The sequence below is a fragment of the Aquidulcibacter paucihalophilus genome (assembly GCA_030285985.1).
In the GTDB taxonomy this organism is placed as follows: Bacteria; Pseudomonadota; Alphaproteobacteria; order Caulobacterales; family Caulobacteraceae; genus Brevundimonas.
Window position 1 is genome coordinate 921,556 of record CP127384.1, and the last position, 25,907, is coordinate 947,462.

At 69.9% G+C, this 25,907-nt stretch carries 28 protein-coding genes; 21 read left to right on the forward strand and 7 right to left on the reverse strand.

The genetic code is table 11. From position 1 onward, the window contains the following. Window positions 1-28 precede the first annotated feature (28 nt). On the reverse strand, window positions 29-940 hold the full coding sequence (locus KB221_04475; protein ID WIY70288.1) for a YwqG family protein: 912 nt from the start codon (window positions 938-940) through the stop codon (window positions 29-31). A 654-nt stretch (window positions 941-1,594) separates the two neighbouring features. After that, window positions 1,595-3,427, reverse strand: a complete 1,833-nt coding sequence (locus tag KB221_04480) for an ABC-F family ATP-binding cassette domain-containing protein (GenBank protein WIY70289.1) — start codon at window positions 3,425-3,427, stop codon at window positions 1,595-1,597. A gap of 168 nt (window positions 3,428-3,595) precedes the next feature. Between KB221_04480 and KB221_04485 the strand changes: the two genes are divergently transcribed. The 8 genes from KB221_04485 to KB221_04520 all read left to right on the forward strand — a co-directional run bounded on the left by KB221_04485 (window position 3,596) and on the right by KB221_04520 (window position 11,943). Beyond that, a complete protein-coding gene (locus KB221_04485) occupies window positions 3,596-4,537 on the forward strand; it encodes a hypothetical protein (GenBank protein ID WIY70290.1) in 942 nt (313 codons plus the stop codon). A 51-nt stretch (window positions 4,538-4,588) separates the two neighbouring features. Continuing rightward, on the forward strand, window positions 4,589-5,050 hold the full coding sequence (locus tag KB221_04490) for a YcgN family cysteine cluster protein (GenBank protein ID WIY70291.1): 462 nt from the start codon (window positions 4,589-4,591) through the stop codon (window positions 5,048-5,050). 35 nt (window positions 5,051-5,085) lie between these two features. After that, the gene (locus KB221_04495) at window positions 5,086-8,277 is read left to right on the forward strand and encodes a PAS domain-containing protein (GenBank protein WIY70292.1); all 3,192 of its coding nucleotides are present in this window, start codon (window positions 5,086-5,088) and stop codon (window positions 8,275-8,277) included. Window positions 8,278-8,424: 147 nt separating this feature from the next. Beyond that, on the forward strand, window positions 8,425-8,835 hold the full coding sequence (locus KB221_04500; GenBank protein WIY70293.1) for a hypothetical protein: 411 nt from the start codon (window positions 8,425-8,427) through the stop codon (window positions 8,833-8,835). Further along, a complete protein-coding gene (locus tag KB221_04505) occupies window positions 8,777-10,000 on the forward strand; it encodes a terminase family protein (protein ID WIY70294.1) in 1,224 nt (407 codons plus the stop codon). The genes KB221_04500 and KB221_04505 overlap by 59 nt, the downstream gene beginning before the upstream one ends. A gap of 23 nt (window positions 10,001-10,023) precedes the next feature. After that, window positions 10,024-11,187 (forward strand): phage portal protein, encoded by a 1,164-nt coding sequence (locus tag KB221_04510; protein WIY70295.1) that lies wholly within the window; start codon window positions 10,024-10,026, stop codon window positions 11,185-11,187. Window positions 11,188-11,290: 103 nt separating this feature from the next. Further along, window positions 11,291-11,518, forward strand: a complete 228-nt coding sequence (locus KB221_04515) for a hypothetical protein (protein WIY70296.1) — start codon at window positions 11,291-11,293, stop codon at window positions 11,516-11,518. Continuing rightward, window positions 11,515-11,943: an HK97 family phage prohead protease gene (locus KB221_04520; GenBank protein WIY70297.1), complete on the forward strand. Its 429-nt coding sequence runs from the start codon at window positions 11,515-11,517 to the stop codon at window positions 11,941-11,943. Before KB221_04515 ends, KB221_04520 begins: the two co-directional genes overlap by 4 nt. Window positions 11,944-11,946: 3 nt before the next feature. Here KB221_04520 and KB221_04525 read toward each other — a convergent pair whose 3' ends face one another. Further along, window positions 11,947-12,498 (reverse strand): hypothetical protein, encoded by a 552-nt coding sequence (locus KB221_04525; protein ID WIY70298.1) that lies wholly within the window; start codon window positions 12,496-12,498, stop codon window positions 11,947-11,949. Window positions 12,499-12,671: 173 nt separating this feature from the next. Here KB221_04525 and KB221_04530 point away from each other — a divergent pair, with 173 nt between their 5' ends. Further along, window positions 12,672-13,748, forward strand: coding sequence for a FecR domain-containing protein (locus tag KB221_04530; protein ID WIY70299.1), 1,077 nt, complete (start codon window positions 12,672-12,674; stop codon window positions 13,746-13,748). 10 nt (window positions 13,749-13,758) lie between these two features. On the opposite strand, the gene KB221_04535 is transcribed toward KB221_04530, so the two are convergent. The 3 genes from KB221_04535 to KB221_04545 all read right to left on the reverse strand — a co-directional run bounded on the left by KB221_04535 (window position 13,759) and on the right by KB221_04545 (window position 16,057). After that, window positions 13,759-14,298: a hypothetical protein gene (locus KB221_04535; protein WIY70300.1), complete on the reverse strand. Its 540-nt coding sequence runs from the start codon at window positions 14,296-14,298 to the stop codon at window positions 13,759-13,761. Between the two features lie 80 nt (window positions 14,299-14,378). After that, window positions 14,379-15,236, reverse strand: coding sequence for a hypothetical protein (locus KB221_04540; GenBank protein ID WIY70301.1), 858 nt, complete (start codon window positions 15,234-15,236; stop codon window positions 14,379-14,381). Beyond that, a complete protein-coding gene (locus KB221_04545) occupies window positions 15,233-16,057 on the reverse strand; it encodes a hypothetical protein (protein ID WIY70302.1) in 825 nt (274 codons plus the stop codon). The genes KB221_04540 and KB221_04545 overlap by 4 nt, the downstream gene beginning before the upstream one ends. 45 nt (window positions 16,058-16,102) lie before the next feature. On the opposite strand from KB221_04545, the gene KB221_04550 reads away from it, so the two are divergent. From KB221_04550 to KB221_04585, 8 genes are all read left to right on the forward strand, one after another. Next, window positions 16,103-17,335 carry a phage major capsid protein gene (locus tag KB221_04550; protein ID WIY70303.1) on the forward strand — a complete coding sequence of 411 codons (1,233 nt, stop codon included), beginning with the start codon at window positions 16,103-16,105 and terminating at the stop codon, window positions 17,333-17,335. A 117-nt stretch (window positions 17,336-17,452) separates the two neighbouring features. Then, the gene (locus tag KB221_04555) at window positions 17,453-17,719 is read left to right on the forward strand and encodes a head-tail connector protein (protein ID WIY70304.1); all 267 of its coding nucleotides are present in this window, start codon (window positions 17,453-17,455) and stop codon (window positions 17,717-17,719) included. Beyond that, complete coding sequence (locus KB221_04560; protein ID WIY70305.1) at window positions 17,716-18,009, forward strand: phage head-tail adapter protein; 294 nt, start codon at window positions 17,716-17,718, stop codon at window positions 18,007-18,009. Before KB221_04555 ends, KB221_04560 begins: the two co-directional genes overlap by 4 nt. Beyond that, on the forward strand, window positions 18,006-18,419 hold the full coding sequence (locus tag KB221_04565; protein ID WIY70306.1) for a DUF3168 domain-containing protein: 414 nt from the start codon (window positions 18,006-18,008) through the stop codon (window positions 18,417-18,419). Before KB221_04560 ends, KB221_04565 begins: the two co-directional genes overlap by 4 nt. Then, on the forward strand, window positions 18,416-18,826 hold the full coding sequence (locus KB221_04570) for a phage major tail protein, TP901-1 family (GenBank protein WIY70307.1): 411 nt from the start codon (window positions 18,416-18,418) through the stop codon (window positions 18,824-18,826). Before KB221_04565 ends, KB221_04570 begins: the two co-directional genes overlap by 4 nt. Continuing rightward, the gene (locus KB221_04575; GenBank protein ID WIY70308.1) at window positions 18,826-19,122 is read left to right on the forward strand and encodes a GTA-gp10 family protein; all 297 of its coding nucleotides are present in this window, start codon (window positions 18,826-18,828) and stop codon (window positions 19,120-19,122) included. Before KB221_04570 ends, KB221_04575 begins: the two co-directional genes overlap by 1 nt. Next, on the forward strand, window positions 19,119-19,292 hold the full coding sequence (locus KB221_04580) for a phage tail assembly chaperone (protein WIY70309.1): 174 nt from the start codon (window positions 19,119-19,121) through the stop codon (window positions 19,290-19,292). Before KB221_04575 ends, KB221_04580 begins: the two co-directional genes overlap by 4 nt. Next, window positions 19,285-19,818 carry a phage tail tape measure protein gene (locus tag KB221_04585; protein ID WIY70310.1) on the forward strand — a complete coding sequence of 178 codons (534 nt, stop codon included), beginning with the start codon at window positions 19,285-19,287 and terminating at the stop codon, window positions 19,816-19,818. Before KB221_04580 ends, KB221_04585 begins: the two co-directional genes overlap by 8 nt. A gap of 14 nt (window positions 19,819-19,832) precedes the next feature. Here the strand turns inward: KB221_04585 and KB221_04590 are convergent, their stop codons facing one another. Further along, on the reverse strand, window positions 19,833-20,315 hold the full coding sequence (locus tag KB221_04590) for a DUF805 domain-containing protein (GenBank protein WIY70311.1): 483 nt from the start codon (window positions 20,313-20,315) through the stop codon (window positions 19,833-19,835). A gap of 115 nt (window positions 20,316-20,430) precedes the next feature. Here KB221_04590 and KB221_04595 point away from each other — a divergent pair, with 115 nt between their 5' ends. The 4 genes from KB221_04595 to KB221_04610 are packed head-to-tail and all read left to right on the forward strand — an operon-like array spanning window position 20,431 to window position 25,888. Beyond that, complete coding sequence (locus KB221_04595; protein ID WIY70312.1) at window positions 20,431-21,060, forward strand: DUF2460 domain-containing protein; 630 nt, start codon at window positions 20,431-20,433, stop codon at window positions 21,058-21,060. Window positions 21,061-21,063: 3 nt separating this feature from the next. Then, window positions 21,064-21,717, forward strand: coding sequence for a DUF2163 domain-containing protein (locus KB221_04600; GenBank protein ID WIY70313.1), 654 nt, complete (start codon window positions 21,064-21,066; stop codon window positions 21,715-21,717). Further along, window positions 21,714-22,166, forward strand: coding sequence for an NlpC/P60 family protein (locus tag KB221_04605; protein ID WIY70314.1), 453 nt, complete (start codon window positions 21,714-21,716; stop codon window positions 22,164-22,166). The genes KB221_04600 and KB221_04605 overlap by 4 nt, the downstream gene beginning before the upstream one ends. Before the next feature lie 2 nt (window positions 22,167-22,168). Continuing rightward, window positions 22,169-25,888, forward strand: coding sequence for a glycoside hydrolase/phage tail family protein (locus tag KB221_04610; protein WIY70315.1), 3,720 nt, complete (start codon window positions 22,169-22,171; stop codon window positions 25,886-25,888). The last annotated feature ends 19 nt before the right edge of the window (window positions 25,889-25,907 follow it).

A 25,907-nucleotide genomic window follows, 5' to 3' on the forward strand; every position in this document is an offset into this window, starting at 1 on the left:
CAGGCGAAGGGAAGGGAAGAGATGCGCCTCATGCGGACTGGACGATCATCCAGACGCGGCTGAAGTCGCCCATGCGCGCGTCCTGTTCCCGGACCCAGACATAGAGGGTCCCCGTGTCGCCCCACATGAGTCCGGCCGCATCGTCACTGTCGATCTGCAGCAGCAGCCGCCAGTCGGCCGCGCCGGGCTCGAGCGCGGCGATCCGCGCGTCTGTGTAGCTGTCCGGCCCGCCCATATAGATGCCGTTCGAGGCCAGTTGCGCCTCGAGCTCCATGCCGTCCCCCTGGATGGGGCTGGGAAAGCCGCCGACCTGATGCCGCGGACCGTCGCCCAGCCCGGCGTCCATGAAGGCGTGCACCGGCTCGAACTCGAACGTCCGGCCAACCTCCGGGGTCAGGTCCAGGCGTTCGGTGGTCGGATAGGTCAGGGTGCTCCGGCCAGCGAGTGGGACGGGCGCGAAGACCCGGTCGCCGGACAGGCCCGGCGGATGCGGCAGGGGCCGGGGGGCGGGAGCATCGGTCATGATGACCTTCCAGCCGTCGTGGTCGGCCGGATCAAAACCCCAGGGTTCCTCCTCGACGTCAAAGAACAGGTGGAGGACGCCCGATGCCGGCAACCAGTCCGGGCCGCCGACCGCGCGCAGGGCGGTCAGATCCAGTTCGGCGATGAAGGACAGCGGTCGGCCCTTCCGGTCGGGCCAGGCGGTCGACGCAGGCAGGCGCGGAGCGCCCCCGAGCCGGCACACTGTGGGCCGGTCTGCCTGCTCCAGAACCACCGCGCGCATGGCCAGGGGCTGCAGGGCCGCGATCACGGCGCGCGTCGCGGCTGCAGGATCCTGCGCCGCCGCACCGCGCGCGGACCCGGCGATCAGCAGGGCACCGACGCCCGCCAGCAGGACGCGACGATCAGCGGAAAAGACGGGGGTTTCGGGCGACGGCATGCCCGGACGCTAAGGGCCGGCGGGCCGGAAGGAAAGGCGCCTGTCGACGGCGATCCGGAGCCCGGAATTGAGCGAGGGGACGAAGATCCCCGGCGAACCGGTTTTCCTCGTCCCCTCGCCAAGTCCGGGTTGGACTTGGCCATTGAGGTTCAGGGCCCTGGCTTCGGCATCAGCGAGGCGAACCCCGGTGATGGTCAGCTGTATCCTGTCGCGCTCCTGGTCTCCGGCGTTCCACGAGGTCGAGCCCCGCGCCGTCCATCGATCCCGATCCGGTTCCCTCCGGTCTTCTCCGGCCGAAGCCTTCGAAGGGTCCCTTGGGCCTTGATCCTGTCTCCCGTCCGTTAAGGTCGAAACCCCCCGGTGCGTTCGATCAGAGAGCCGGGCCGGTCCGCTTTGATCCCCGGGTCTCCCCGGTTTTCCGCGCCGCCGTGTCCCTCGGCCTGATCAAGCTCGCTCCGATCCGCAGATGTGGCAAGCGGTCCGGAATGAGCGGTTGTGGATGGTCCGGGGGATAAATCGTGCAGGAGGGCGGACTTCTTGTGACGATTTTCGAATTTTCTTCGCTCTTCGAACGTCTTGGGACTTCTGCACAGGCTCGCGAAATCGGCCGGAAATTCGGTCAGAAGGGCCGTTTTGGGCGTCGCGACGCCGCGATCAGACGTTGGCGAGGGCCTCGCGCTTCGCTTCCAGCTCCAGCCATTCCTCCTCCGCCGCCGCCAGCAGGGTGCGGGCGCGGTCGGCGTTGGCGGTGGCGCGGTCGAAGGCCTTGCGGTCGCGGGCGTAGAGGTCGGGGTCGGACAGGGTCGCGTCGTGCCGGGCGATGTCGTCCGGGAGGCTGGCGAGCAGGCCCTCCAGCTCCTTCAGGCGGTGGGCGTCCTTGAAGGTGAGTTTGCCGGGTTTCTTCGGGGCGGCCGGCGCGATCGAGGCCGGGGCGGGCGCTGCCGCCGCACGCTGGGCGGCGTCCTTGTCCTGCGGGCGGGGGTTGGCGCCGGGCTGGAGGAAGCCGGGGTTCTGGCGGATGAAGTCGGTCCAGCCGCCGGGGGTCTCGACGATGTCGCCGCGGCCGTTCATGGCGATGGTCGAGGTGGCCAGACGGTCGACGAAGTCGCGGTCGTGGCTGACCAGGATCAAGGTGCCGTCATAGGTCTCGAGCAGCTCTTCCAGCTTGTCGAGCGTGTCCATGTCGAGGTCGTTGGTCGGTTCGTCGAGGACCAGCATGTTGGCGGGCTTGGCCAGGGCGCGGGCCAGCAGCAGGCGGTTGCGCTCGCCGCCGGACAGGGTCGAGATCGGCTGGCGCAGCTGGCCCTCCTGGAACAGGAAGTCCTTGGCATAGGCGGCGACGTGTTTGGACACGCCGCGCACCAGGACGCTGTCGCCGCCGCCGGGGGTCAGGGCGTCCCACAGGGTCATGTCGCTGCGCAGACCTTCGCGGGACTGGTCGAGATAGACGGGCTCCAGATTGGCACCGAGGCGGACCGTGCCCTCGTCGGGCTTGAGCTTGCCGAGCAGGATCTTGACCAGGGTGGTCTTGCCCGCGCCGTTCGGGCCGACGATGGCCAGCCGGTCGCCGCGGATGACACGGGTGCTGAACGGCTTGATGACGGTGCGCTCGCCGAAGCCCTTGGTCACGCCCTTGAGCTCGGCCACCAGCTTGCCCGACAGGCCGCCGGAATCGACGCCGAGATTGAGTTCGCGGGGGATGTCCTTGACCCGTTCGGCGCGGTCCTCGCGCATGGCGTTGAGGGCGCGGGCGCGGCCTTCGTTGCGGGTACGCTGGGCGGTGATGGAGCGGTAGAAGGTATAGGTCTCGCGCTCGATCGCCTTGTTCAGGCGGCGCAGGGACTCGGCCTCTTCCTCCATGACCTTGTCGGCCCATTCGTCGAAGGCGGCGAAGCCCTTGTTGAGGGTGCGGACGCGGCGGCCTTCCAGCCAGTGACAGGACTGGGTGACGCGGTTGAGGAAGGCGCGGTCGTGGCTGACGACCAGCACGGAGAACCGGGCCTGGAGGAGTTCATCCTCCAGCAGTTCGATGGCCAGGATGTCGAGGTGGTTGGTCGGCTCGTCGAGCAGCAGCAGGTCCGGCTCTTCGGCGAAGGCCTTGGCGAGGGCGGCGCGGCGGATTTCACCGCCCGACAGGTTCACTGCGGCCTTTTGGGGGTCGAGACCGAAGGTGGCCAGCCAGGCCTCTGCGGTCCAGCGCTCGGCCCCTTCGGAGGCGGCGTAGTCCAGCAGGGTCTCGCCGGTGATGACGGGTTCCTGGGCGACATAGGCGAAGCGGGTGCCGGCCTGCATTGAGCGGTCGCCGGCGTCGGGCTCGATCAGGCCCATGACCATCTTCATCAGGGTCGACTTGCCGGCCCCGTTGCGGCCGACGAGGGCGGCGCGCGTGCGCGGCTCGACCGCGATGTCGACCCCGTCGAACAGCGGGCGCTGGCCGTCCTGGAGACGGACGTTCTTGAGGGCGACGAGAGGAGGACGGGGAGCCATGCGAACCCTGGATACGCCGCACAGCGGGGAGGCTGCGCGGTCGAAGGCGGCCATATAGGCGGTGCGGGGCCTTGTGGCCACCGGCTGCGGCCTTCGCGTGTCGAGGGATTTGCGGCGGCGGCAAGCGGAACGGCGTTAGGTTAAGGCTGAACGTCCGGGGGGATGAGGATGAGTGACCAGGGTCAGGATGCCGGACCGGTCGTGCGCCGGAAGCGGGGCTTCGGCTGGGGCGAGCTGCTGGGCGGGATCGTTCTGGCGCTGACGCCGGTGGCCGGCACCCTGGCCTATGACACGATCTCGCGGCCCTCGGGCGAGGTCGCGGCGGCGGCGGACATGCTGGTGCAGATCGCGCCGCATATTGACGCCTATCGCCGCCAGTCCGACCTGTTCGACGTCAACAGCCGCCGCGTCGCCAACGCCATGCTGCGCGGCGGATCGCAGGAAGCGGCCCAGACGCGGTACGATGACTTCACCCTGGTCTGGAGCGACTACCAGACCACCTATTCCGATCTGAAGGACCTGATGCTGCCGGCCGACAATACGGCCGCGCCGGAGCTGCGCGATCTGGTGTCCTATATGGACGGGGCGATGGCGGCGTCGAACCGGATCGACCTGTGCCTGCAGTCGGCGCTGGGCAGCTATGACGCCGGGGCACCGGACCGGATGGCGGCGAGGGCACGGAGCCGAACCGGGATCGACGAGGGCGAGGCCCGGACGGAATCGGCGGCGCGTGCCCAGGATCAGGAGCTGCGTTGCCTGTCGGGCGAGGAATATTTCGTGGTCAGCGAGCGGATGCAGCGGCTGGGCGGCTGCAACTACGCCCTGCGCAAGGCGATGATGGGCTCGGTCGCGAACCTGCGCCGGACGCGGGATGACGGACCGGTGGCGCGGCTCGGGGACCGGTTGACGGGCCGTTCGGCGCGGAAGACCTCCGACCAGAGGCCGGAGTTCTGGGGACCCCTGCTGGACCGGGTGAAGGCGGAGTGTTCGCGCGAGCGGCTGAGGCCGAGCCGGGGCGATGCGCCGCCGGCCAACCGGCTGAATATCTGGCAGAGGGTGGACGCCGTGGCACCGGTGCCGGTCACTCCGCCGGCGCCGGCAGCGACCTGAGGCCGCCGAAGGGCGGAGACAGTCCACGAGGTTCCGCGTAAGAGGCCGCCGATGGATGATCGGCCCTTCTGGCAAACCAAGCGACTGGAACAGATGACTCGCGAGGAGTGGGAGAGCCTGTGCGACGGCTGTGGCCTGTGCTGCCTTGTCCGGTTCGAGGACGAGGATACGGGCAAGGTCGTTCCGACGCGGGTTCACTGCAAGCTGTTCGACAGCGATCGCTGCACCTGTATCGACTACGACAACCGGCGCGCACAGGTGCCGGACTGCATCAAGCTGACACCGTGGAATATCGAACAGCTGGGCTGGATGCCGAAGTCGTGCGGCTATCGCCGGATCCATGAGGGACGGGGACTGGCCGACTGGCATCCGCTGATCTCGGGCGATCCGGAGAGCGTGCACGCCGCGGGCGTTTCGGTGCGTGGGCAGACGGTATCGGAGCTGGCGCTCAAGGAGCCGGAGGACGCGCTGGATTTCGAGGCACCGGAGTGGGATCTGGAGCGGGGCGGGTGATCACCGTTCGCCGGTAACCATTAATTCGTCAGCCTGTGGCCTTCTGCACCGCTAGGCAGGACGGGGTGGCGACGGTGCAGCATCAGGACAGCCTGGGACTCGATACCCCGTTCGACCACCTGACCGCCCTGCTGTGCAGCCAGTTCGGGGTCCCGTTCAGTCTCGTTTCCTTCGTCCACGGCGATCTTGCGGTGTTTCGTTCCGAGGTCAGCGTGGGCGAGAGCTGTGTGCCGCGGGACCTCAGCGTCAGCAATCTTCTGGTCGGGATGGTAGCGGGCTCCCGGCTGATCATCGAGGACATGACCCTTCATCCGGTCCTGAAGGATCATCCGATGGTCGTGGGAGCGCCGTTCCTTCGGTTCTTTGCGGGCTCCACGGTCAGCACCCGAAAGGGTGAGCCTGTGGGTGCGGTCGGCATCATGGATTCGCGGCCGCGGCCGGCCCTTGCGGCCTCTGAATGGGTCACGCTCGACCAGGTCGCCACCATCGCCGGAAGAATGTTCGACCAGACGACCGCCCAGCAGGTTCAGTCAGAGCAGTTGAAGCTTCTGCGCCTGGCGGAGCAGATGTCAGGCATCGGCAACTGGCGATATGATGTTAGAACCGGCGAGGTAAGCTGGTCGGACGAGGTCTACAGGATCCACGGCTATGAGCCGCAGGAGGTCGATCCCAACTGCGACCTCGTCCTCGCGTCCTATCATCCCGACGATGCGCAGCGGCTGGCGGAAGCCGTGTCGCGGGCCCTGGCGACCGGCGAGGGCTATGATTTCGAGCTGCGCCTCAGGACCCCGGATCTCGAAGAGCGCCTTGTCGTCACCCAGGCGGGGACGGAGCAGGATGACCAGGGGCGGATCGTTGCCCTGTTCGGTGTGTTCCAGGATGTGACCCAGGCGATCCAGGCCAAGGCGCGGCTGGAACGCAGCGAATCCCTGTTCCGGGTGATGAGCGAGACCGCGACGGACGTCATTGCCCGCTATGGCCCGGACGGGACGTTCCGCTACCTTTCGCCGTCGGTGGAAACTGTGATGGGCCGGACACCGGGTGAACTCATCGGCCGGAATTGTAGCGAGTTCATCCACCCCGATGACTTCCCGCAAGTCCGGGCCAGTTTTGCGTCCTGTATGGTGGCCAGCCCCGGCGCAAAGCCGCTGCGCTTCGAATACAGGGCTCTCAAACAGGACGGTTCGGTCGTGTGGCTCGAGGCGTCGCCGCGACCGGTTTTCGACCTCAATGGCGATCTGCTCGAGTTCCACGACCATGTTCGGGACATCACGACCCGCAAGGAGGCCGAACGGGTGCAGGCCGAACTGGTCGAGACCCTGAGCATGGCGGAAGAGCTGGGCGGCGTCGGCAGCTGGCGGCTTGATGTGGCAACTGGTGCGGTCACCTGGTCAGACGAGGTCTACCGCATCCACGGCAAGAGCCGGGACAGCTTCGATCCGAGTTTTGACGACGCGGTCAGTTGCTACCATCCGGACGATCGCCAGACCGTGGCGGACTGCTGCCGGCAGGCGATCGAAACCGGGATCGGTGGAGGGTTCCAGCTTCGCCTTATGCGGGAGGACGGAGAAACGCGGATTGTATCCTCCCAGTGTCGCCCGGAATGCGACGAAACGGGTGCGACCGTCGCCCTCTTCGGCGTCTTCCAGGACGTGACCGAAAGCATCCGCAACCACGACCGGGTCGCGGCCAGCGAGGCGCGGTATCGACTGCTGGCGGACCGGGCGAGCGACATCATCGTCACCTACGGGGTGGACGGCCGCATCCGCTATATCTCCCCGTCCATCGAGGCGGCGACGGGTGTGGCAGCGGAGGCACTGGTCGGTCGGCCGGTGACGACCCTCATTGTGCCGGAGGACGTGCCTGCCCTGACCGAACGGTTCAGAGCCATGGTCAAGACGCCGGCCGGGATACCGATCGAGGGCTTCCGCTATCGCGGCACCGCGTATCTGGGCGAGCAGCGCTGGTTCGAGGCGCGCACGTCGCTGATCCGGGATGAGGATGGCCGGGTGGTCGAATTCCAGGATGTCGTCCGCGACATCACCGCCACCAAGGCGCTGGAAGACCAGCTGATCGCGGCGCGCGACGTCGCGGAGGCCGGAGCCCTGACGAAGTCGGAATTCCTGGCCAATATGAGCCACGAACTGCGGACGCCGCTGACCAGCGTCATCGGCTTCTCGGGCCTGCTGCAGGCCAGCGCGAACCTGCCCGAGGCCGAGCGGCGCTACGCCGACCGGATCGCCACCGCCAGCGAGGCCCTGCTGAGCGTCATCAACGACATTCTCGACTACTCCAAGCTGGAGGCCGAGGCGGTCGACCTTGACCCGCAGGCGTTCGATCCACGCGCCATGGCCGAGGGCGCGATCTCGATCATCGAGAACCAGTGCCTGGCGAAGGGCCTGACGCTCGAGACCGCGATCCACGCCGACCTGCCCGCGACCCTGATGGGGGACGAGGGGCGGTTGCGGCAGGTGACCCTCAACTTCCTGTCCAACGCCGTGAAGTTCACGGCCGCCGGTTCCGTGCGGCTGTCGATGACCATGAGCGGCGGGCGGCTGCGCGTCGCGGTGACGGACAGCGGCATCGGCGTCGCGCCGGACAAGGTCGACGCCCTGTTTGATCGCTTCACCCAGGCCGACGCCTCGACCACGCGGGTTTACGGCGGAACCGGACTGGGCCTGGCCATTTCGCAGCGGCTGATCGAGATGATGGGCGGCGAGATCGGCGTCGAAAGTGAGCCCGGGAAGGGCTCGACCTTCTGGTTCGAGGCACCGCTCAGGGAGGCGGCGGCGGGGGCCGACGCGGCGGAGGCCGGGGAACTGACCGTCAGCGCAGGCTTGCGGGTCCTGATGGCCGACGACGCGGCACCGAACCGCGAGCTGGTCACGGCGATCCTCGGCAGCTTCGGCCTGGCGCTGGAGACGGTGGAGAATGGCGCGGAGGCCGTCGAGGCGGCCCGGGCCGGTGCCTATGACCTGATCCTGATGGATGTGCACATGCCGGTCATGGACGGGCTGGACGCCACGCGGACGATCCGGGCGATGGGTGGGACGGTCGGACGGACTCCGATCATCGCGCTGACAGCCAATGTACAGCCGGAGCAGGTCCTGCGATGCCGCGAGGCCGGGATGGACGGACATGTCGGCAAGCCGATCCAGGTGGCCGAACTCTTCGCCGCGCTTGCCGCGGCTGAGGCCGGCACGGCCGGCATGGCGATGTCCGCCTAGCCGCAAGCCACCAGCCGCATGACGCTGTGCTTACAATCCGCGAATCCATAGTCGGGTTGGCTCGATAAGATCGTCTGGATTCAATCCTTTGTGACTTTGTCACTGCGACTTGTCCGCCGGACTACGCTGGTCGGCTACTCTTTGGGCATGACGGGAAATCAGGACAGGGCGGGGCGGGCGGCGGCGTGGTCCGACGCGATGCAGGATGACTTCATGGCCATCGTCGACGAGGACGTTGTGGTCCTGAAGGCCGCAAAGCCGGCGGCCGATGACCTCGCCGCCGCCGTTCGGCGGGTCCGCGCCATGGGCGTCTTCTCCCGTTCGGTTCGGGCCGTCGTGGCGCTGTCGCCACCGCTGCGATCCGGCGGAAACCGTCAGCTGGAAGAGGACGAGATGAAACATCGTGACGACAGCCCCGAGACCCTCGAACGAATGCGGGCCGAACTGGAGACCCGTCTCGATCGCCTCAACGCCGTCCTGGAAGCGAAGGGAATCGTTGTTGAGCCTGGATGCTGGCCAGTTGCACGAACTGGCCGGGAGTCGGTTCAGTCTGCATAAGCATCAGGCCCCGGGCGCGGCTGCGGACTGGCGGACCTGGGTGCTGCTGGGAGGCCGGGGGGCGGGCAAGACCTTCGCCGGAGCGTGGTGGATCAACCACCTCGCCGAGATCAGTGACCGGCGGTTCGCCCTGATCGGGCCGACCCTGCACGATGTGCGCGAGGTCATGGTCGAGGGGCCGTCGGGGTTGAAGGCCTTGCCGGAGCGGTGCAAGCGACCGCGCTGGGAAGCGGGTCGGCGAAGACTGGTCTGGCCAAACGGCAGCGAGGCGCACGCCTTTTCAGCCGAGGATCCCGACAGTCTGCGAGGGCCGCAGTTTCACCACGCCTGGGCCGACGAGTTCTGCGCCTGGCGCAGGCCGGAGGCGGTGTTGGGCAATCTGCGGCTGGGGCTGAGGCTGGGCGACGATCCACGCCTGATGGTGACGACCACGCCGCGACCCATTCCGGCTCTGCGCCGGCTGCTGGCCGAGACGGGCGTGGTCATCGACCGGGCCGGAACCCAGGCCAATGCACGGCACCTGTCGCCGGGCTTTCTCAAGCATCTGAGGACCCTTTACGCCGGGACCCGGCTGGAGGCGCAGGAGCTGGAGGGGCTGGTGGTCGAGGCCGAGGGGGCGCTGTTCCGTGCCGAGGATCTGGCGCGGGCGCGCGGCAACCGGCCGGCGACGCTGGAGCGGATCGTGGTCGCGGTCGATCCGCCGGCCAGCGCGGGCGGGGACGCCTGCGGGATTGTGGTGGTCGGGCGGCGGGACGGCCGGGCCTATGTGCTGGCCGACCGGTCGAAATCGGGTGAGTCGCCGCAGGGCTGGGCGACGATCGTGGCGCAGACGGCGCGGGCGTTCGGGGCGCGGGAGATCGTGGCCGAGAAGAACCAGGGCGGCGAGATGGTGCGGACCGTGCTGGCCCACGGCGGCTGCGAGACCGCGATCAAACTGGTGCACGCGAGCCGGGGCAAGGCGGCGCGGGCCGAGCCGGTGGCGGCGCTCTATGAACAGGGACGGGTCGTCCACTGCGGGGCGTTTCCGGCGCTGGAAGAGGAGCTGATGGCGCTGGGGTCGGCGGAGGGCGGCGGACGCAGTCCCGACCGGGCGGATGCGCTGGTGTGGGCGGTGACGCATCTGCTGCCGGCACCGAGGGCGGGGCCGCGGGTGCGGGTTCTCTAGGCAGACATTCAGGAAGGATGAGGATGGCGAAGCTGCGCTGGCCGATGGGCCGACGTGGGCGCGAGCGTGCGCCCGAAATCAAGGACAGCCGGGTTGGGCCGCTGATCGCGCTGACGGCCGGCGGGCGGGCGCGGTGGACGCCGCGGGACTATGCCCACCTAGCCGAGGAAGGGTTTGCGAAGAACGCCGTGGCCTATCGCTGCGTGCGGATGATCGCCGAGGCGGCGGCGTCGACGCCGCTGGTGGTGTTCGCCGACGGGGTGCGGCGCGATGATCACCCGCTGGCGGCGCTGCTGGCGCGGCCGAACCCGGAGCAGTCGGGGGCGGAGTGGCTGGAGGCGCTGTACGGCGCTCTGCAGACGGCGGGGAACGCCTATGCCGAGGCGGTGGGCGAGGCGGTGCCCGAGGAGCTTTGGACGCTGCGACCGGACCGGGTGAAGGTCATTCCGGGGCGGGCCGGCTGGCCCGAGGCCTGGGAGTATTCCGTTGACGGACGATCCGTCCGGATCGGGCGGGCGACGGACGGCTGGTCGCCGGTGATGCAGTTGAAGCTGTTTCACCCGACCGACGACCACTACGGCTTTTCGCCGCTGGAGGCGGCGGCCTTCGCGATCGATGTGCACAATGCTTCGGGGGCCTGGAACAAGGCGCTTCTGGACAATGCGGCGCGGCCGTCGGGCGCGCTGGTCTATGGGGCGAAGGACGGGGAGCGGCTGACCGCCGAGCAGTTCGATGGCCTGCGGGCGCAGGTCGAGGAGAGCCATGCGGGGACGATGAACGCCGGCCGGCCGATGATCCTGGAAGGCGGGCTGGACTGGAAGCCGATGAGCTGGACGCCGGCGGACATGGACTTCATCGCCGGGAAGCACGCGGCGGCGCGCGAGATCGCCCTGGCCTTCGGCGTGCCGCCGCAACTGCTGGGGATTCCGGGAGACGCCACCTACGCCAACTATCGCGAGGCCAATGCCGCCTTCTGGCGGGGGACGGTGGTGCCGCTGGTGAGGAAGACGGCGGCGGCGCTGACGGGTTGGCTGGGCGGGCGGTTCGCGGCCGTTCGGATCGAGGCCGATCTGGATGGACTGCCGGCGCTGCAGCCCGAGCGGGACGCGCTCTGGGCGCGGTTGAATGCGGCGACGTTTCTGACGGATGAGGAGCGGCGGCGAATGGCTGGGGTTGGGAAGGGGTGATTGGTGGTTGGTGATTGGTGGCTGGCACGCCCCGCATCACCTCCAGCACTGGAGCCAACCCCTCTTCACCAGCCACCAATCACCAGCCACCTCGGAGGCAAGCATGATCGACTTCAGGAAAATCCCGGTCGCCGTGATCGCGGCGCTGGCGGTGCAGACGGTGGGCGGACTGGTCTGGGCGGGCGGCGCGGCGGCGCGGATTGCGACGCTGGAGGAACGCGTCGGCGAGCAGCGTCTGGTGGCCGAGCGGCTGGCGCGGCTGGAAGAGCAGAGCCGGGCGACGCGGGCGGCGGTCGAGCGGATCGAGGAAAGGCTGGAGGGATGGGGATGATCGCTGCCGCCAGGGTCGACGCGGACCTCAGGATCGAAGGCTATGCCTCGCTGTGGGGCGTGGCGGATCTGAACGGGGATGTGGTGGCCAAGGGCGCTTTCGCGGCGAGTCTTGCGAAGACAGGCGTCGCGGGCGTGCGGATGCTGCACCAGCACGAGGGGCGAGCGGCGGTCGGGGTCTGGGACCGGATGGTCGAGGACGAGCACGGCCTGTTCGTCGAAGGCCGGATCATGGACTGGTCGGCGGAGGCCCGGTTCGCCCGGGCGCTGTCGCGGGCGGGAGCGCTGGACGGACTGTCGATCGGATTCCGCAGCAGCCGGGCGCGCCGGGAAGGGCGGCTCAGGGTGCTGGTCGAGGTCGAGCTCTGGGAGGTGTCGCTGGTGACGTTCCCGATGCTGCCGGGGGCGCGGTTCCGGGTCGCCTGACCGTCAGCCGGCGGCTGGCAGATAGTCGGCCGGGATCGGCTCGGACGGGGATTCGCCCTGCCAGTAGACGCTGAGAATCCACCAGCGGCTGCCGTCATGGAACAGCTGGATGCTGTTGATGCCGCGGGCGAAGGGCTGTGGGTCCGAGAGGGTGTGCAGGCTTTCGTAGGTGGTCCAGACATGGACGATCCGGCCGAACCGCTCGCTGCGGCGGGTGATCTCGCGCTCGTGGAACCCCTGTCCGACCAGGACGGGCTCGGCGAGGGCGATGTATTCGTCCGGGGTGACCGACCGGACCACGCCGACGCCCTGGGCGTTCAGACCCGAGGGCATGAGCCGGGCGGTCGGATGGAACAGGGCGCGGAAGCGGTCCCAGTCGCGGGCGACGCCCTGGTCGCCGGAGATGACGTTGTAGAGGGCTGCGACGATGGCCTCGGGCGTGGCCACATCGGCGGGCGCGGCAGCCGGGACCGCCGGCGGCGAAGGCGGCGTCCCGGCGGCGGCCGGAGCGGCGACGGACAGGAAGACGGCGGTCGCGAGGATGGAAAGGCGCATCGGATCTTCTCCCGGAATGGCCGACTATGGCGCGCCGACCGAGGATGGATCAAGCGGGGCGCAGAGGTCGGAGACCGGGGCGGGATCCGGACCGGCTCTGCCCAAATGCGGACGTGTTCCGCGGGCCTAGTCGTCGGGTATCGACGGTCGATGGCCAGGACGTGGGTGATTGAATGAGACGGCTTTTCCCGATCCTGACGGTTCTGGTGGTTGCGCTGGCCACACCGGTGGCGGCGCAGACGACGGTGGGCGTTAACGCGGCGGTCGAGAACCGTGTCCAGACCCGGAGCGCCGGCGAGCGCGACTGGCGGCCCTCGGTCGTCGACGGGACGGTGCGTCAGGCCGATGCGATCGTGACCGGCGCCGACAGCCGGTTGCTGATCCGGCTGCTGGACCAGTCGGTGCTGACGGTCGGGGCGAATGCGGCCTTCAATGTGGACCGGTTCGTGATCGACACCGAGACGGATCCCGCAGGGGTTCTCGTGTCCCTGGCGCGCGGGGCTTTCCGCTTCGTGTCGGGCAGCCGGGGGGCGGAACGCGAGCGCGTCGCCTTCCGGACGCCGACGGCGACGATCGGGATACGCGGCACCATCATCGAGGCGGCTGTCGGATCAGAGGCTCTGGAGCTGCTGGACGCAGAGGCGGGGACGCCGCTCCCCGGGGACGAGCCGGACCAGGCGGCAGTGATCGTGCTGGTCGAGGGCGAGATCGAGATCGAGGTCGATGGCGTGCGACGCATCGTCAGTGAGCCTGGACAGGCTGTGGCGGTGCGCGGGCGGCGCGTGTCCGAGCCGTTCCGCCTGTCGCCCGAGGCCGGGCAACGGCTGGCAGGCAGACTGCCGCCGCGAGAGCCGGACGGGCCCGGTGCCGGGCCGCAAGGACAGGGCCAGGAGGGACAGGGACCGGAAGGGCAGGGCCCGGGCGGTCAGTCGCCTCAGGGTCAGCCGCGCCAGGGGCAGGGCTCGCAAGCTTCGGGCTCGCAAGGTTCGGGCCCGCAAGGGTCCGGTCCCCAGGGGCAGGGGGCGGCACCGCAAGGGCAGGCTCCCCAAGGACAGGCTCCCCAAGGACAGGCGGCCAAGGACGATACGCCTCGGGGACAGGCAGCCGAGGGTCGAGGACGTCGCGGTCAGGAAAACAGGGGCACGACGTCGCGGCCTGGGTCAGCAGGGCCGGGCCAGCAGCCGGGTCAGCAGCCGGGTCAGGGCGGGGGTCAGGGTGCCGGTCCGGGCGGCGGACAACGGCCGGGCTAGACCGGTCGCTTCAGCCGGCGCCCCGGCAATCGATCCAGTTGAGGGCGGCGGTCATGCCCATCAGGGAGAAATAGGCCTCCGCCGGGCCGTCCGCGGACGCGTAGTTCCAGCGGGCGATCCGCTGGCGACGCAGGCCCGACACCAGGGAGCGGGTCAGGATCGGGTCGCTGACGCGGTACTCATTGGAGCCCGGCGAGGTCGGGACCAGCCAGGGGCCGGGATCGACGGTCTGGCCGGGGGTGGTGAAGCGCATGACGCCGGCAACGGGCATGGGGTCGGTGGCCGCCAGCTCGACCAGATAGTCGGCACCGGGCGTGGGCCGGGCGACGCGGAGCTGATGGCGCCAGGCGGCCTGGCCCGTCGGGTCGGCGATGGCCACGACGGCGGAGCAGTAGCCGTCCGGGCGGCAGGCCGCGAGCGTATTGCCGAAATAGGCCCGGGTCTCGCCGAAGCGCATGTGGGTCTCGGCGCCGCATCGGTCGGCGGCCTGGGCCGCCCCGGCGGAGATGAGGGCAGCGACCGTGGCGGTCGCGGCGAGCATTCTGGACATCGGAGCCATCCCAAGCTTGACCATGGTTAACGGAGATCACGCCGTCCCGTGGGTGTCAATCAGGCGCAACTTCAAGGGTTTCAGCGCTCGGGCGGGCGGTCTTCGTACTGGCCGAGGCGGCGGGTCGCCCGGGTGAAAGCGGACAAAACCCCCGGCCTGCGAACGAGCCTGCCGATCACGACGACGAGAAAGACCGAGAAGAACCAGTTCAGTTCGAACAGGACGGTGACGACTACGACGCCGGCAATGATCGCGATCCAGGTGCTGATCGGGACAGAGGCCGCTTCCTCCTTTTCCCCCTGCCTTGCGTCGCCAGCGTCGGGTTCCGCCGAGGGTGTCAGGGCTCCGGATATGAGGCCGGTCAGTTGTCGCTTCGCCGAGGGGGTCAGGACTCCGGATATCATGCCGAGCAGCTGGCGCGCCTCCTGCTGACTGTCGACCCGGGTTATGGGGCCTATGGTGATCAGTGGCGGATTGGCCGGGGGCGGTGGTTCAGGGCCGACGGGCTGGTGCAGGTCCGGCAGGGGGGCGGGCTGTATCAGGGCCCCGGGATCGAAGGCCACGGACTCGCCGCGGTCATCGAGGGTGAAGATCTGGTCGAACGGCGCGCGCGCGAAGTCGATGGCGCGGGTGTCCTGGCCATAGGCGTCGCCGTGCAGGGACAGCAGGCAGCCCTGCCGCAGCTCGACCTGGAAGGCGATGGGATCCGGCAGGTCGCCGACCATGGCGTGGACCGTGCCGTAGCGGCCGGTCAGGGTGGTCAGGGGCGCGGGCCGGGACCGGTCGACGATCAGCTCGGTAAACAGGCCGGCGCCGGTGTTGCGGCGGGACCCGGGCAGGGACCCGGCGAACTGGCCGGCGAGATCAGGCGCGATCTCGCGCAGCTCCCAGGCGAGGGCGTCGAGGATGTCGGATTCGAGGGGGGTGAAGCGGGTCAATTCACGGACGGTTTGTCAGCGGGTTTGGCCTCCAACTCATCGGGCTTGCCGGACGAGAGATCGCACACCCACTTTCGCCAAGTGGGGACGAAGGCGATCACCACGAGCGTGAGGACGAGCACAGCGATGATCCAAAGCGGCAAACCAAGGGTCAGGTAGAACACCAAGGCCAGCATCAACATGAACAGACAGAGCCCGCCGTAACGGACCAAGTCGGATTGGGGCGGCGGTCGTCGCGGGGGTGTTCCCTCAAGACGATCGCATTGCTCGACCGCCCAGGAGCGAAGCAGCATCAGAGCGAACGCCACCATGGTGCCGAGCAACAGCGCATCTCGCGTCAGGCCATTGGCGAGCGAGGGATGAATCTTCGCCCGAAGGGTCTCGGAGCCATAGGCGAGGACCGTCATACCGACAAAGACCGGCAGGAATAGAGCGAGGCGGGCCATCATTGTGCGGTCGCCGAAGGTCCGCGGCCGGCCCAGCCTGATGACCAGCTTCCGCAACCACGGCGGCGGACGAAGGCCACCCTCTGGCGGTTCCAACCAGGCCTCGAAGCCATTCGACGGCGGGGTTTCGAGCCGTTGGAGCCTGCCCTTCCGCTGTTGCGGCCGGAGATTGGCGACGGCCCCGATCATCCAGGCGATCGCAAACAAAACAAGGAGGGCGGCGAAGATCGAGCTCGCGAAGATGAGGCCGTCGTCGTCCGGGCGACTGCTCTCCCACATCATCGCCAGCCACCACATCGAGCAGAGGCGCAGCACGAGCTTGTCCAGAAACAGGTTCTGGACGGCGTCGATGATCTTTCGGGCGAAATTTCCCACGCCCCGACCCTAACCGCGATCGGCGGTTCTTCAACCGGAGATAATATGAAAGAGACCAAAACCGTCTCGGGCACGCCCGAGGCGCGCGCCGCCATGCATGAAATGATGGCGGCGTTCGAGGCGTTCAAAGGGGCCAATGACGCCCGGCTGGACGAGATCGAGCGGAAGAGCTCGGCGGATGCGCTGCTGGAGGAGAAGGTGGCGCGGATCGACCAGGCGGTCGGGGCGGCGCAGGCGCGGCTGGACCGGGTGGTGAGCGCGGGGCGGCGGCCTGAATTGGCCCCCTCCGGCACCCCGGCTCAAGGCCGGGATGACAAGGAGACGAAGGCCGCGTTCGACGGGTATCTGAAGACGGGCCAGTCGTTCGGGCTGGAGCTGAAGGCGGGGCTTTCGACGGCGTCGAATTCGGCCGGCTATGTCGTGCCGGAGCAGACCGAGCGGGCGATCGAACGGCGGCTGATGGCGGGATCGCCGATGCGCGAGATTGCGACGGTTCGCACGGTCGGCGCCGGGGTGTTCAGGAAGCCGGTGTCGACGGCGGGCGTGGCCTCGGGCTGGGTGGCCGAGACGGCGGCACGGCCGGAGACGGACCCGGCGACGCTGGCGTTGCTGGAGTTTCCGTCGGCTGACCTTTACGCCAGTCCGGCGGCGACCCAGTCGCTGCTGGACGACGCCCTGATCGATCTGGACGAATGGCTGGCGGCCGAGGTCGAGGACGCCTTTGCGGCCCAGGAGACGACGGCTTTTGTGACCGGCGACGGGGTCAACAAGCCCAAGGGCTTCCTGAGCTATCCGATCGTGGCCGACGCGAGCGCGGTCTGGGGCGAGATCGGCCATGTCGCTTCGGGCGCGGCAGGGGCGTTTGCCTCGACCAGCCCGACCGACCGGCTGATCGACCTGGTCTATGCGCCCAAGGCGCAGTACCGGCCGAACGGGCGGTTCGTGATGAACCGCAAGACGGTCTCGGCCGTGCGGAAGTTCAAGGACGCCGACGGCAACTACATCTGGCAGCCGGCCCAGCGGGCGGGCGAGACCGCGAGCCTGCTGGGTTATCGGGTGACCGAGATCGAGACCATGCCGGACATCGCCGCCAACAGCGCGGCCATCGCCTTCGGCGACTTCCAGCGTGGCTATCTGATCGTGGATCGCGCAGGCGTGCGGGTGCTGAGGGACCCGTATTCGGCCAAGCCCTATGTGCTGTTCTACACGACCAAACGCGTCGGCGGCGGGGTGCAGAACTTTGACGCGATCAAGGTGATGAAGTTCGCGGCGAGCTGACGCTCGCCGGGTGATTAGTGGTTGGTGACTGGTGGCTGGGAAGGGGCGGCGCGATGCGCGGCCAATCACCAATCACCCGCCACCAGCCACCTCCTTTCCAGACAATCGAGGTTTCCCATGACCGCACCCGTCTCTCTGGCGGAAGCGAAGCTGTTCCTGCGCGTCGAGCACGGCGCAGAGGATGGGCTGATCCAGACATTGATCGATGCGGCGCGGGCGCGGGTCGAGGGGGATGTCGGGCTGACACTGACCTCGACCTCGCCGGCGCCGTTGCGGCTGGCGATCCTGATGCTGGCCCTGCGCGCCTATGAGCGGGGCGACCCTGAGATGCCGGTCGCGCCGGTCGAGGCCTGGATCGCGCCGTATCGCGAGGTGCGGCTGTGAAGGTGCTGGCGGAGCTGCTTCAGGGCGTCGAGAGCGAGACGCCGTATGGCGGCCGGGCGGTCAGCTGGGAGCCCCTGGGGTCGGCCTGGCTGAAGCTGGGGGCGCGGCGGCGGCGCGAGAAGAGTGAACCGGGTGGGGCCCGGGCGATCGAGACGGTGGCGGCGGAGACGCGATCGGACGCGCGGCTGACGACGGGACGGGTGCTGCGTTTCGGCGGCGGCGACTGGCGGATCTTCTCGGGCGAGACGGTCGGCGGGCGGGCGATCCTGAACCTGGAGCGGAATCGATGAGCGCGCATGAGCTGGCGCTGCAGAAGGCCCTGATCGCGCATCTGAAGGCGGATGGAGCGGTGGCGGCGCTGCTGGGCGAGCCGGCGCGGATCTGGGACGCAGCGCCGAAGGACGCGGCCTTTCCGCACCTGCTGATCGGGCGCTGCGAGAGCCGGCCGGTCGGGGCGGACGGGGGCGGGGTCGAGCAGGCGATGACCCTGACGGTCGTGTCGCGGTTTCGCGGAACCGAGGAGGCCAAGGCGGTGCTGGCGGCGGTGCGGGTCGCGCTGACCGACGCGGTCCTGGAGGCCGACGGCGTGCGGACGGTGAACCTGAGGGTGACGTTCGCCGATGTGTTCCCGGGCGCCGACGGGGCGCGGACTTTTGCGGTGCTGCGGGTGCGCGCCGTCACGGAGGAGGTGGAGACATGAGCGCACAACGGGGCAAGGACATCCTGCTGAAGATCGAGGGCGCGCCGGGCGTGTTCACGACGGTGGCGGGGCTGAGGGCGCGGACCATTTCGCTGAACGCGCGGACGGTGGATGCGACCGACGGCGACAGCGTAGGCCGGTGGCGCGAACTGCTGGGCGGAGCCGGGGTGAAGTCGGCGGCGGTGGCCGGGCAGGGTATCTTCCGCGATGCGGCGTCGGACGTTCTGATCCGCGAGGCCTTCTTTGATCAGTCGGCGCGCGTGTGGCGGCTGATCGTGCCCGACTTCGGCGTGCTGGAGGGGCCGTTCCTGGTGGCCGCGCTGGAATATGCCGGCGAGCACGAGGGCGAGGCGACGTTCGCGATCAGCCTGGCGAGCGCGGGTGAGATTTCCTTCGAGGCGCTGTGATGAACGCAAACGGTACGCGGGGCGAGGTGGTCGCCGGGCTGGCGGGGGGCGAGCGACGGCTTTGCCTGACGCTGGGGGCGCTGGCGGAGATCGAGACCGGGCTGGGGCTGGAGGGGCTGTCCGGGCTGGCGGAGCGGATGCAGGCGCTGTCGGCGCGGGATCTGATGACGGTGCTGGCCGCGCTGCTGCGGGGCGGGGGCGAACGGGCGCTGGCGGATGAGCTGGACCGGGCGGGCGTGGAGCCGCGGGAGGCGGCGGAGGCGGTGGCGAAGGCGTTCGCGGCGGCGGCCCCGTGACGCAGTGGGGCGGGATGGTGCGGGCGGCGGCGCGGCTGGGCGTGGGGCCTGAGGCTTTCTGGCGGCTGTCGCTGCGGGAATGGCGGATGCTGACGGAACAGCCGGACAGCGCGGCGCCGCTGGGGCGGAGCGATTTCGAGCGGATGGCGGAGGCGTGGCCGGATGAGTGACAGTTCTGAACCCACCGGCCTCGACGGTGTGCCGCGCAAGGCGGCCGAGGCGGCGGCGGCGCTGGAGGCATTGCGCGAGCCGGCGGCGCGGGCGGCGGCGTCGATCGAGGATGCCTTTGGCCGGGCCGGGGACGGTCTGGTCCGCTCGCTGGCGCGGGCGGCGGCGGACGGGGAGATCAGCCTGGCCGAGCTGGCGCGGGCTGTGCTGGCGGCGGTGAATGCGGCGTCGGGCGCGGGCGGTGGAGGCGGGCTGGGGCAGGCGATCGCCCAGGCGGTCCAGACGGTGTTCGCGGGCTCCCGCGCCGACGGCGGCGCGGTGACGGGCGGCGGGGCCTATCTGGTTGGCGAGCGCGGGCCGGAGGTGTTTCGACCGACGGGCGCGGGCGTCATCGAACCGGCCGGCGGCGGCGCGGGCGTCACGGTCAATGTGCGGGTGGATGGCGGCGCGCCGGGACTTCTGCGTTCAGAGGCCCAGATCGCCCAGATGCTGGCGCGCGCCGTGTCGTTGGGCGCGCGCCGGCTCTGAGTATGGCCTTCGGGTCAGCCCTTGGGGTTGGGACCGTAGCGATTGTCGCCGCGTTGACCTTCGAAAAGGCCGATCCAGAGCAGGAAACCGAGATTGACAAGCAGGAGCAGGCCGAACAGGCCGATCGCCGGGCCGACGAGCGCAAGAATGGCGGCGGGGTCTTCACGTTCGAGGGCCGCCGTGTTGGTCAGGGCGGAGACGCCGATCATGCCGACGGCGACGAAGATGCCGACGATGCTGACAACCCATGGGATGGCGATCAGCCAGCCGCTCTGCCCCATGTCGTGAAGGCGTTTCACCGAGATGGCCAGGTTGGGCCAGATCAGGGCGATCGAGATCAGCTGGCCGACGAACGGAATAAAGTTGGCGACCCAGCCGGCACCGACACAGATCAGCCAGCCGATCCAGAAATGTGAGCGGCGCGTGCGGCCCTCGAATGAAAACAGCAGCTTCTGCCAGTCGAGACCCTGAACCGGGGCTGAAGTTTCGGTGCTCATGACGCCCTCCCGTGCGTTCCGGGCCCGACGCCCGGCGGGGAAGAATGGCGTAACGGCGCTCGCCCGACAAGCGAAAGCCGGTGGCGACGCAATATGGACCATGACGAGGAGTCTGATGGCCTTTCATGAGGTGAGTCTGCCCGCGCGGCTGGCGTTCGGATCGACGGGCGGGGTGGAGCGGCGGACGGAGATCGTGACGCTGGGGTCCGGGTTTGAGCGGCGGTCGACGCCGTGGGCGCAGGGGCGACGGCGCTATCTGATCGGGGCCAATCTGCGATCGCTGGACGATATGGCGGCGTTGACGGGGTTCTTCGAGGCGCGGCGGGGGCGGCTGTACGGGTTCCGGTTCCGGGACTTCGCGGACTGCAAGTCGTGCGCGCCGGGGGCGGCGATCGGGCCGCTGGATCAGGTCCTGGGCGAGGGTGACGGGATGCGGACGGCGTTCCCCCTGATCAAGCGGTACGGCGAGGGCGATGCCGCGCTGGAGCGGCGGATCGCCAAGCCGGTCGAGGGGACGGTGCGGGTTGCGGTCGACGGCGCGGAATTGGCGGCGGACGGGTTTACGGTCGATGCGGCGAGGGGCGTGGTGGCGCTGGACGCCGCGCCGGATGCCGGTGCCTCAGTGACCGCAGGGTTCGCCTTCGACACGCCGGTGCGGTTCGACGCGGACCGGATCGAGGTGACGCTGGAGAGTTTCGACGCCGGGCGGATGGCGGCCGTGCCGCTGATCGAGGTGCGGGTCTGAGCCATGCGAACCGTACCGGAGGAGATGGCCGCCCGCATGGAAAGCGGGGCGGCGAAGCTTTGCCACGCCTGGGTGCTGAAGCGGGTGGACGGGGTGGAACTGGGGTTCACCGATCATGACCGCGACCTGATCATCGAGGGCGTGCCGTGCCGGGCGGCGAGCGGCTGGACGGCGGGGGCGGCGGACAGCGCCGTGGGATTGAGCGGCGGGTCGGCGGCGGTCGCGGGCGGGCTGGACGATGCGGCCATTACGGACGCCGACGTTGAGGCCGGGCGGTATGACGGCGCATCGGTCACGCTGTGGCGGGTGGACTGGGAGCGGCCGGATCTGAGGGTGCGGCTGTGGTCGGCGACGCTGGCGCGCATTCGCCGCGACGGCCCGGCGTTTACCGCCGAGCTGGAAGGGCCGCTGGCGAAGCTTGAGCGGGTGGTCGGTCGAACCTATGGCCGGGATTGCGATGCGGTGCTGGGCGACGGCCGCTGTGGCGTCGATCTGGAGGCCTTTCCGGGCGCGGCTTGCGACAAGCGGTGGGCGACCTGTGCCGGGACCTTCGCCAACGGCGTAAATTTCCAGGGCTTTCCGGACATTCCGGGTGACGACTTTCTGACCGCGGCGCCGGTCGAGGGCGGGCGTCATGACGGCGGGAGCCGGCGATGAGGGCGGCGGTGGTGGCCGCCGCGCGTGGCTGGCTGGGGACGCCGTATCGTCATCAGGCCAGCGTGCGGGGCGAGGGGGCGGACTGTCTGGGTCTGGTTCGCGGCGTCTGGCGCGAACTGGTGGGAGACGAGCCGGAGGCACCGCCGGCCTACCAGCCTGACTGGGCCGAGGTCGGGGGTGAGGAGACCCTGCTGGCGGCGGCGCGGCGGTGGCTGACGGAGGTTCCGGTCGAGGCGGCAGCCCTGGGCGATGTGGTGCTGTTCCGCATGGCGCTAGGGTGCCCGGCCAAACACTGCGCGATCCTGAGTGACATGAGCGGGACCGAGCCGCGGATGATCCATGCCTACTGGGGGCGGGCCGTGGTGGAGAGCTGGATGGGATCGTGGTGGCGCGCGCGACTGGTCGCCGCCTTCCGCTGGCCCGCCGTTGAACCTGACCGGGGAGGCTGAGCATGGCGCAGATGATCCTGGGCGGCGTCGGTCAGGCGATCGGCGGGCCGATCGGCGCGGTGATTGGATCGACCCTGGGGCGGATGATCGACCAGCGGGTCGTCGCCAGCCTCGAGCCGGCGCGACAGAGGGGGCCGCGTCTGGAGACGCTGAAGGTCCAGGGGACTGCCGAGGGCGCGCCAATGGCCTGTGTGTTGGGGCGGGCGCGGGTGACGGGACAGGTGATCTGGGCGGCGCGCTTTCTGGAGGGACGGCGCACCTCGTCCGGCGGCAAGGGCGGGCCGCGGACGGTGGAATACGACTATTCCCTGAGCTTCGCGGTCGCCCTGTGCGAGGGCGAGATCGACGGGGTGGGACGGGTGTGGGCCGACGGCCGGCCGATGGACCTGTCGGGCGTGACGATGCGGGTGCATCGCGGCGGAGTGGCGCAGACGCCCGATCCGCTGATCGAGGCGGTGGAAGGCGCGGCGCCGGCGTATCGCGGCACGGCCTATGTCGTGTTCGAGGACCTGCCGCTGGGGCCGTTCGGCAATCGGCCGCCGCAGCTGGGCTTCGAGGTTTTCCGGCGAGCACGGGGAAATACGCCGAGGCTGGAGGACCGGCTGGAGGGGGTGTGTCTGATCCCCGGAGCCGGGGAGTTCGTGCTGGCGACCGAGGCGGTCATGCGGCGCGATGGGCTGACCCGGACGACGGCGGAGAACCTGCACGCGAGCGACGGCCGGGCCGACCTGATGGTGTCGCTGGATCAGCTTCAGGCCCAGTGCCCGAACCTGAAGCGCGTCAGTCTGGTGGTCGGCTGGTTCGGCGATGACCTGAGGGCGGGCCATTGCACCATCCGGCCCGGCGTGGAGCGGGCGGACAAGGCGACGGAGCCGCTGACGTGGTCGGTTGCGGGGCTGGGACGCGGTGAGGCGCATCTGATCACGCAGAGCTCTGGCGGCCCGGCCTATGGCGGGACGCCGTCGGATGAGAGCGTGCGGCAGGCGGTGGCGGCGCTGAAGGCCCGGGGGCTGGAGGTCACCCTGTATCCGTTCCTGCTGATGGATGTGCCGGCGGGGAACGGCTTGCCGGATCCGTATGGTGGAGCCGAACAGGCGGCCTATCCCTGGCGCGGGCGGGTGAGGGGCGAGGACGGGGCCGGGGCGGCGGCGGCGATCGCGGCGATGTTCGGGACGGCGGACGGCTGGGGCCTCCGGCGGCAGGCGTTGCACTATGCGGCGCTGGCGGCGGAGGCCGGGGCAGACGGGCTGCTGATCGGCTCGGAGATGCGGGGGCTGACGACGACTCGGGACGCGGGCGGCGGGTTTCCGGCGGTCGCAGAGCTGCGGACGCTGGCGGCCGAGTGCCGGGCGGTGGTCGGGCCGGATGTGGCGATCAGCTATGCCGCCGACTGGTCGGAGTATGCCGGGGTGCGGGACGGGGGAGAGGTCCTGTTCCACCTCGATCCGTTGTGGGCGGATCCGGCGATCGATTACGTCGGGATCGACTGGTACCCGCCGCTGGGCGACTGGCGGGCGGGGGATGGCGGCATCGACGGCGCGGTCTTCGCGGGACCGGACGACCCGGCGGGGCTGGCGGCGCAGGTCGCGGGCGGCGAAGGGTTCGACTGGTTCTATGCCTCGGGCGCCGACCGGGCGGCGCAGGTGCGCACCCCGATCGTCGATACGGCGCACGGCGAGGACCGGGTGTTCCGGGTCAAGGATCTGAAGGGCTGGTGGTCGAACACGCACCATGACCGGCCCGGGGGCACCCGGAGCGCGACACCGACCGACTGGGTCGCCGGGATGAAGCCGGTCCGGCTGACGGAGTTCGGGTGTGCCGCGGTGGACCGCGGCGGCAATGCGCCGAACCTGTTCCAGGACCCCAAGAGCGCGGAGAATGCCCTGCCGCCGTTCTCGACCGGCGCGCGCGACGACCGCATGCAGCGACGGGCGCTGGAGGCGGTGCTGGGGCATTTTGCACAGGCTGACAATAACCCGGTCTCGCCGGTCTATGGCGGGCCGATGATGGCGGCGGCGGACGCCTGGTGCTGGGATGCGCGGCCCTGGCCGGCGTTCCCCGCCCGTGGGGATGTGTGGGCCGATGCAGGTGCATGGCGGACCGGGCACTGGCTGAACGGTCGACTGGCGGGGGAGACGCGCGACCTGATCGCGGCGGTGCTGAGGCGGGGCGGGCTGGCGGACGGTGCGTTCGAGGTCGGCGGCTTCAGGGGCGAGGTGCAGGGCTATGTCATCGACCGGCCGATGCGCACGCGGGACGCGCTGGAGCCCTTGCTGGCCGGGCTCGGTCTGATCGCGGCGGAGCGGGGCGGCCGGGTGGCGGTGGTCGGGGACGAGCCGCCGGTCGCGGAGTTGACGCTGACGGGTATGGCGCTGCCGGACGAGGGCGCGGGTCTGAAGGCGGAGCGGGTGCTTGAGCTGCGGCCGGGAGTGGCGCGGGTGCGCTATATCGACGGAGAGGCCGGGTATCAGACCGGTTCGGTGGTCGTGCGGTCGAGTGGCGAGGGCGGCGGGGTCGATCTGGACCTGCCGGCGGTCTGTTCCGGCGCGCTGGCGCGGGCGGCGGCGGAGCGGGCGCTGGAAGCCGGCGGCGCCGACCGGTTGACGATCCTGCCGGGCCCGGTCGAGGCGCTGGCGCTGGAGCCGGGCGATACGGTGACGGTCGAGGGCCGGAGCGGCGGCTGGCGGGTCATGCGGCTGGACATGGACGAGACGCCGTCGGCGGTGCTGGAGCCGGTCACGGCGGTCGTGGCTGGAGAGGACGACGGTCGGCCGTCAGCGGGCGAGGCACCGATGCCCCCGGGCGCACCCTTCTTCCGGATGATCGAACTGCCGCCGCTGATCGGCAGCGAGGCGGATGGGCGGCCGATCGTGGTGGTGGCGGCGGACCCCTGGCGGCCAATGCGGGTCTTCGCCGGTCCGGACGCGGGATCACTGACGGTGCGGGGTGAGGTGGCGCAGCCGGGGACGGTGGGGGTGCTGGTCGAGGCCCTGGTGGCGGGTCCGCGGCATCGCCGGGATGAGGCCAGTGTGATGCTGGTCCGGGTGGAAGGTCGGGCGCCTGAGAGCCGGTCCGATGCGGCGGTGTTTGCGGGCTGCAGTGCGGTGGCCGTCGAAGGTGTCGAGGGTTGGGAACTGGTGCAGTTCCGGACCGCGACCCTGGTCGGCGGCGGGGTCTGGCGGCTTTCAGGCCTGTTGAGGGGGCAGCAAGGGACCCATGCGGCGGGCGGGCCGGCCGGGGCGGTGGTGGTGTTCCTCGATCAGGCACCGGCAAGGGCGGAGACCCCGGGTGCGGAGCGGGGACTGCCGTTGATCTGGCGGGCCGGGCCTGCAGGTGGACCGGCCGGAGGCGCGGGGGTGAGCGAGATCGGGTTCGCGACTGAGGGCGTGCATGAGCGACCCTGGTCGCCGGCGCATCTGCGGGCCGCGGCGCGGGCGGACGGCGGCTTCGATCTGGGCTGGATCCCGCGGTCGAGGATCGATGGCGACCGATGGGACGGCGAGACGGCTGCGCCGGGGACGATGCGGTTCCGGGTGCGGGTGCTGGACGGTGATGCGGCGGTGAGGGTGTCCGAGGTCGAGACGGCCGCCGCGACCTATGCTGCGGCGGACCTCGCGGAGGATTTTCCGGGCGGTCTGGACGGGAATTCGCGGGTCGGGGTGGCCCAGTGGGGAGAGGGATACGGCTGGGGGATTGAGGCGTTCGTCGCCCTGACGGCCTGATTTGCTCCGGCTCCCTTTG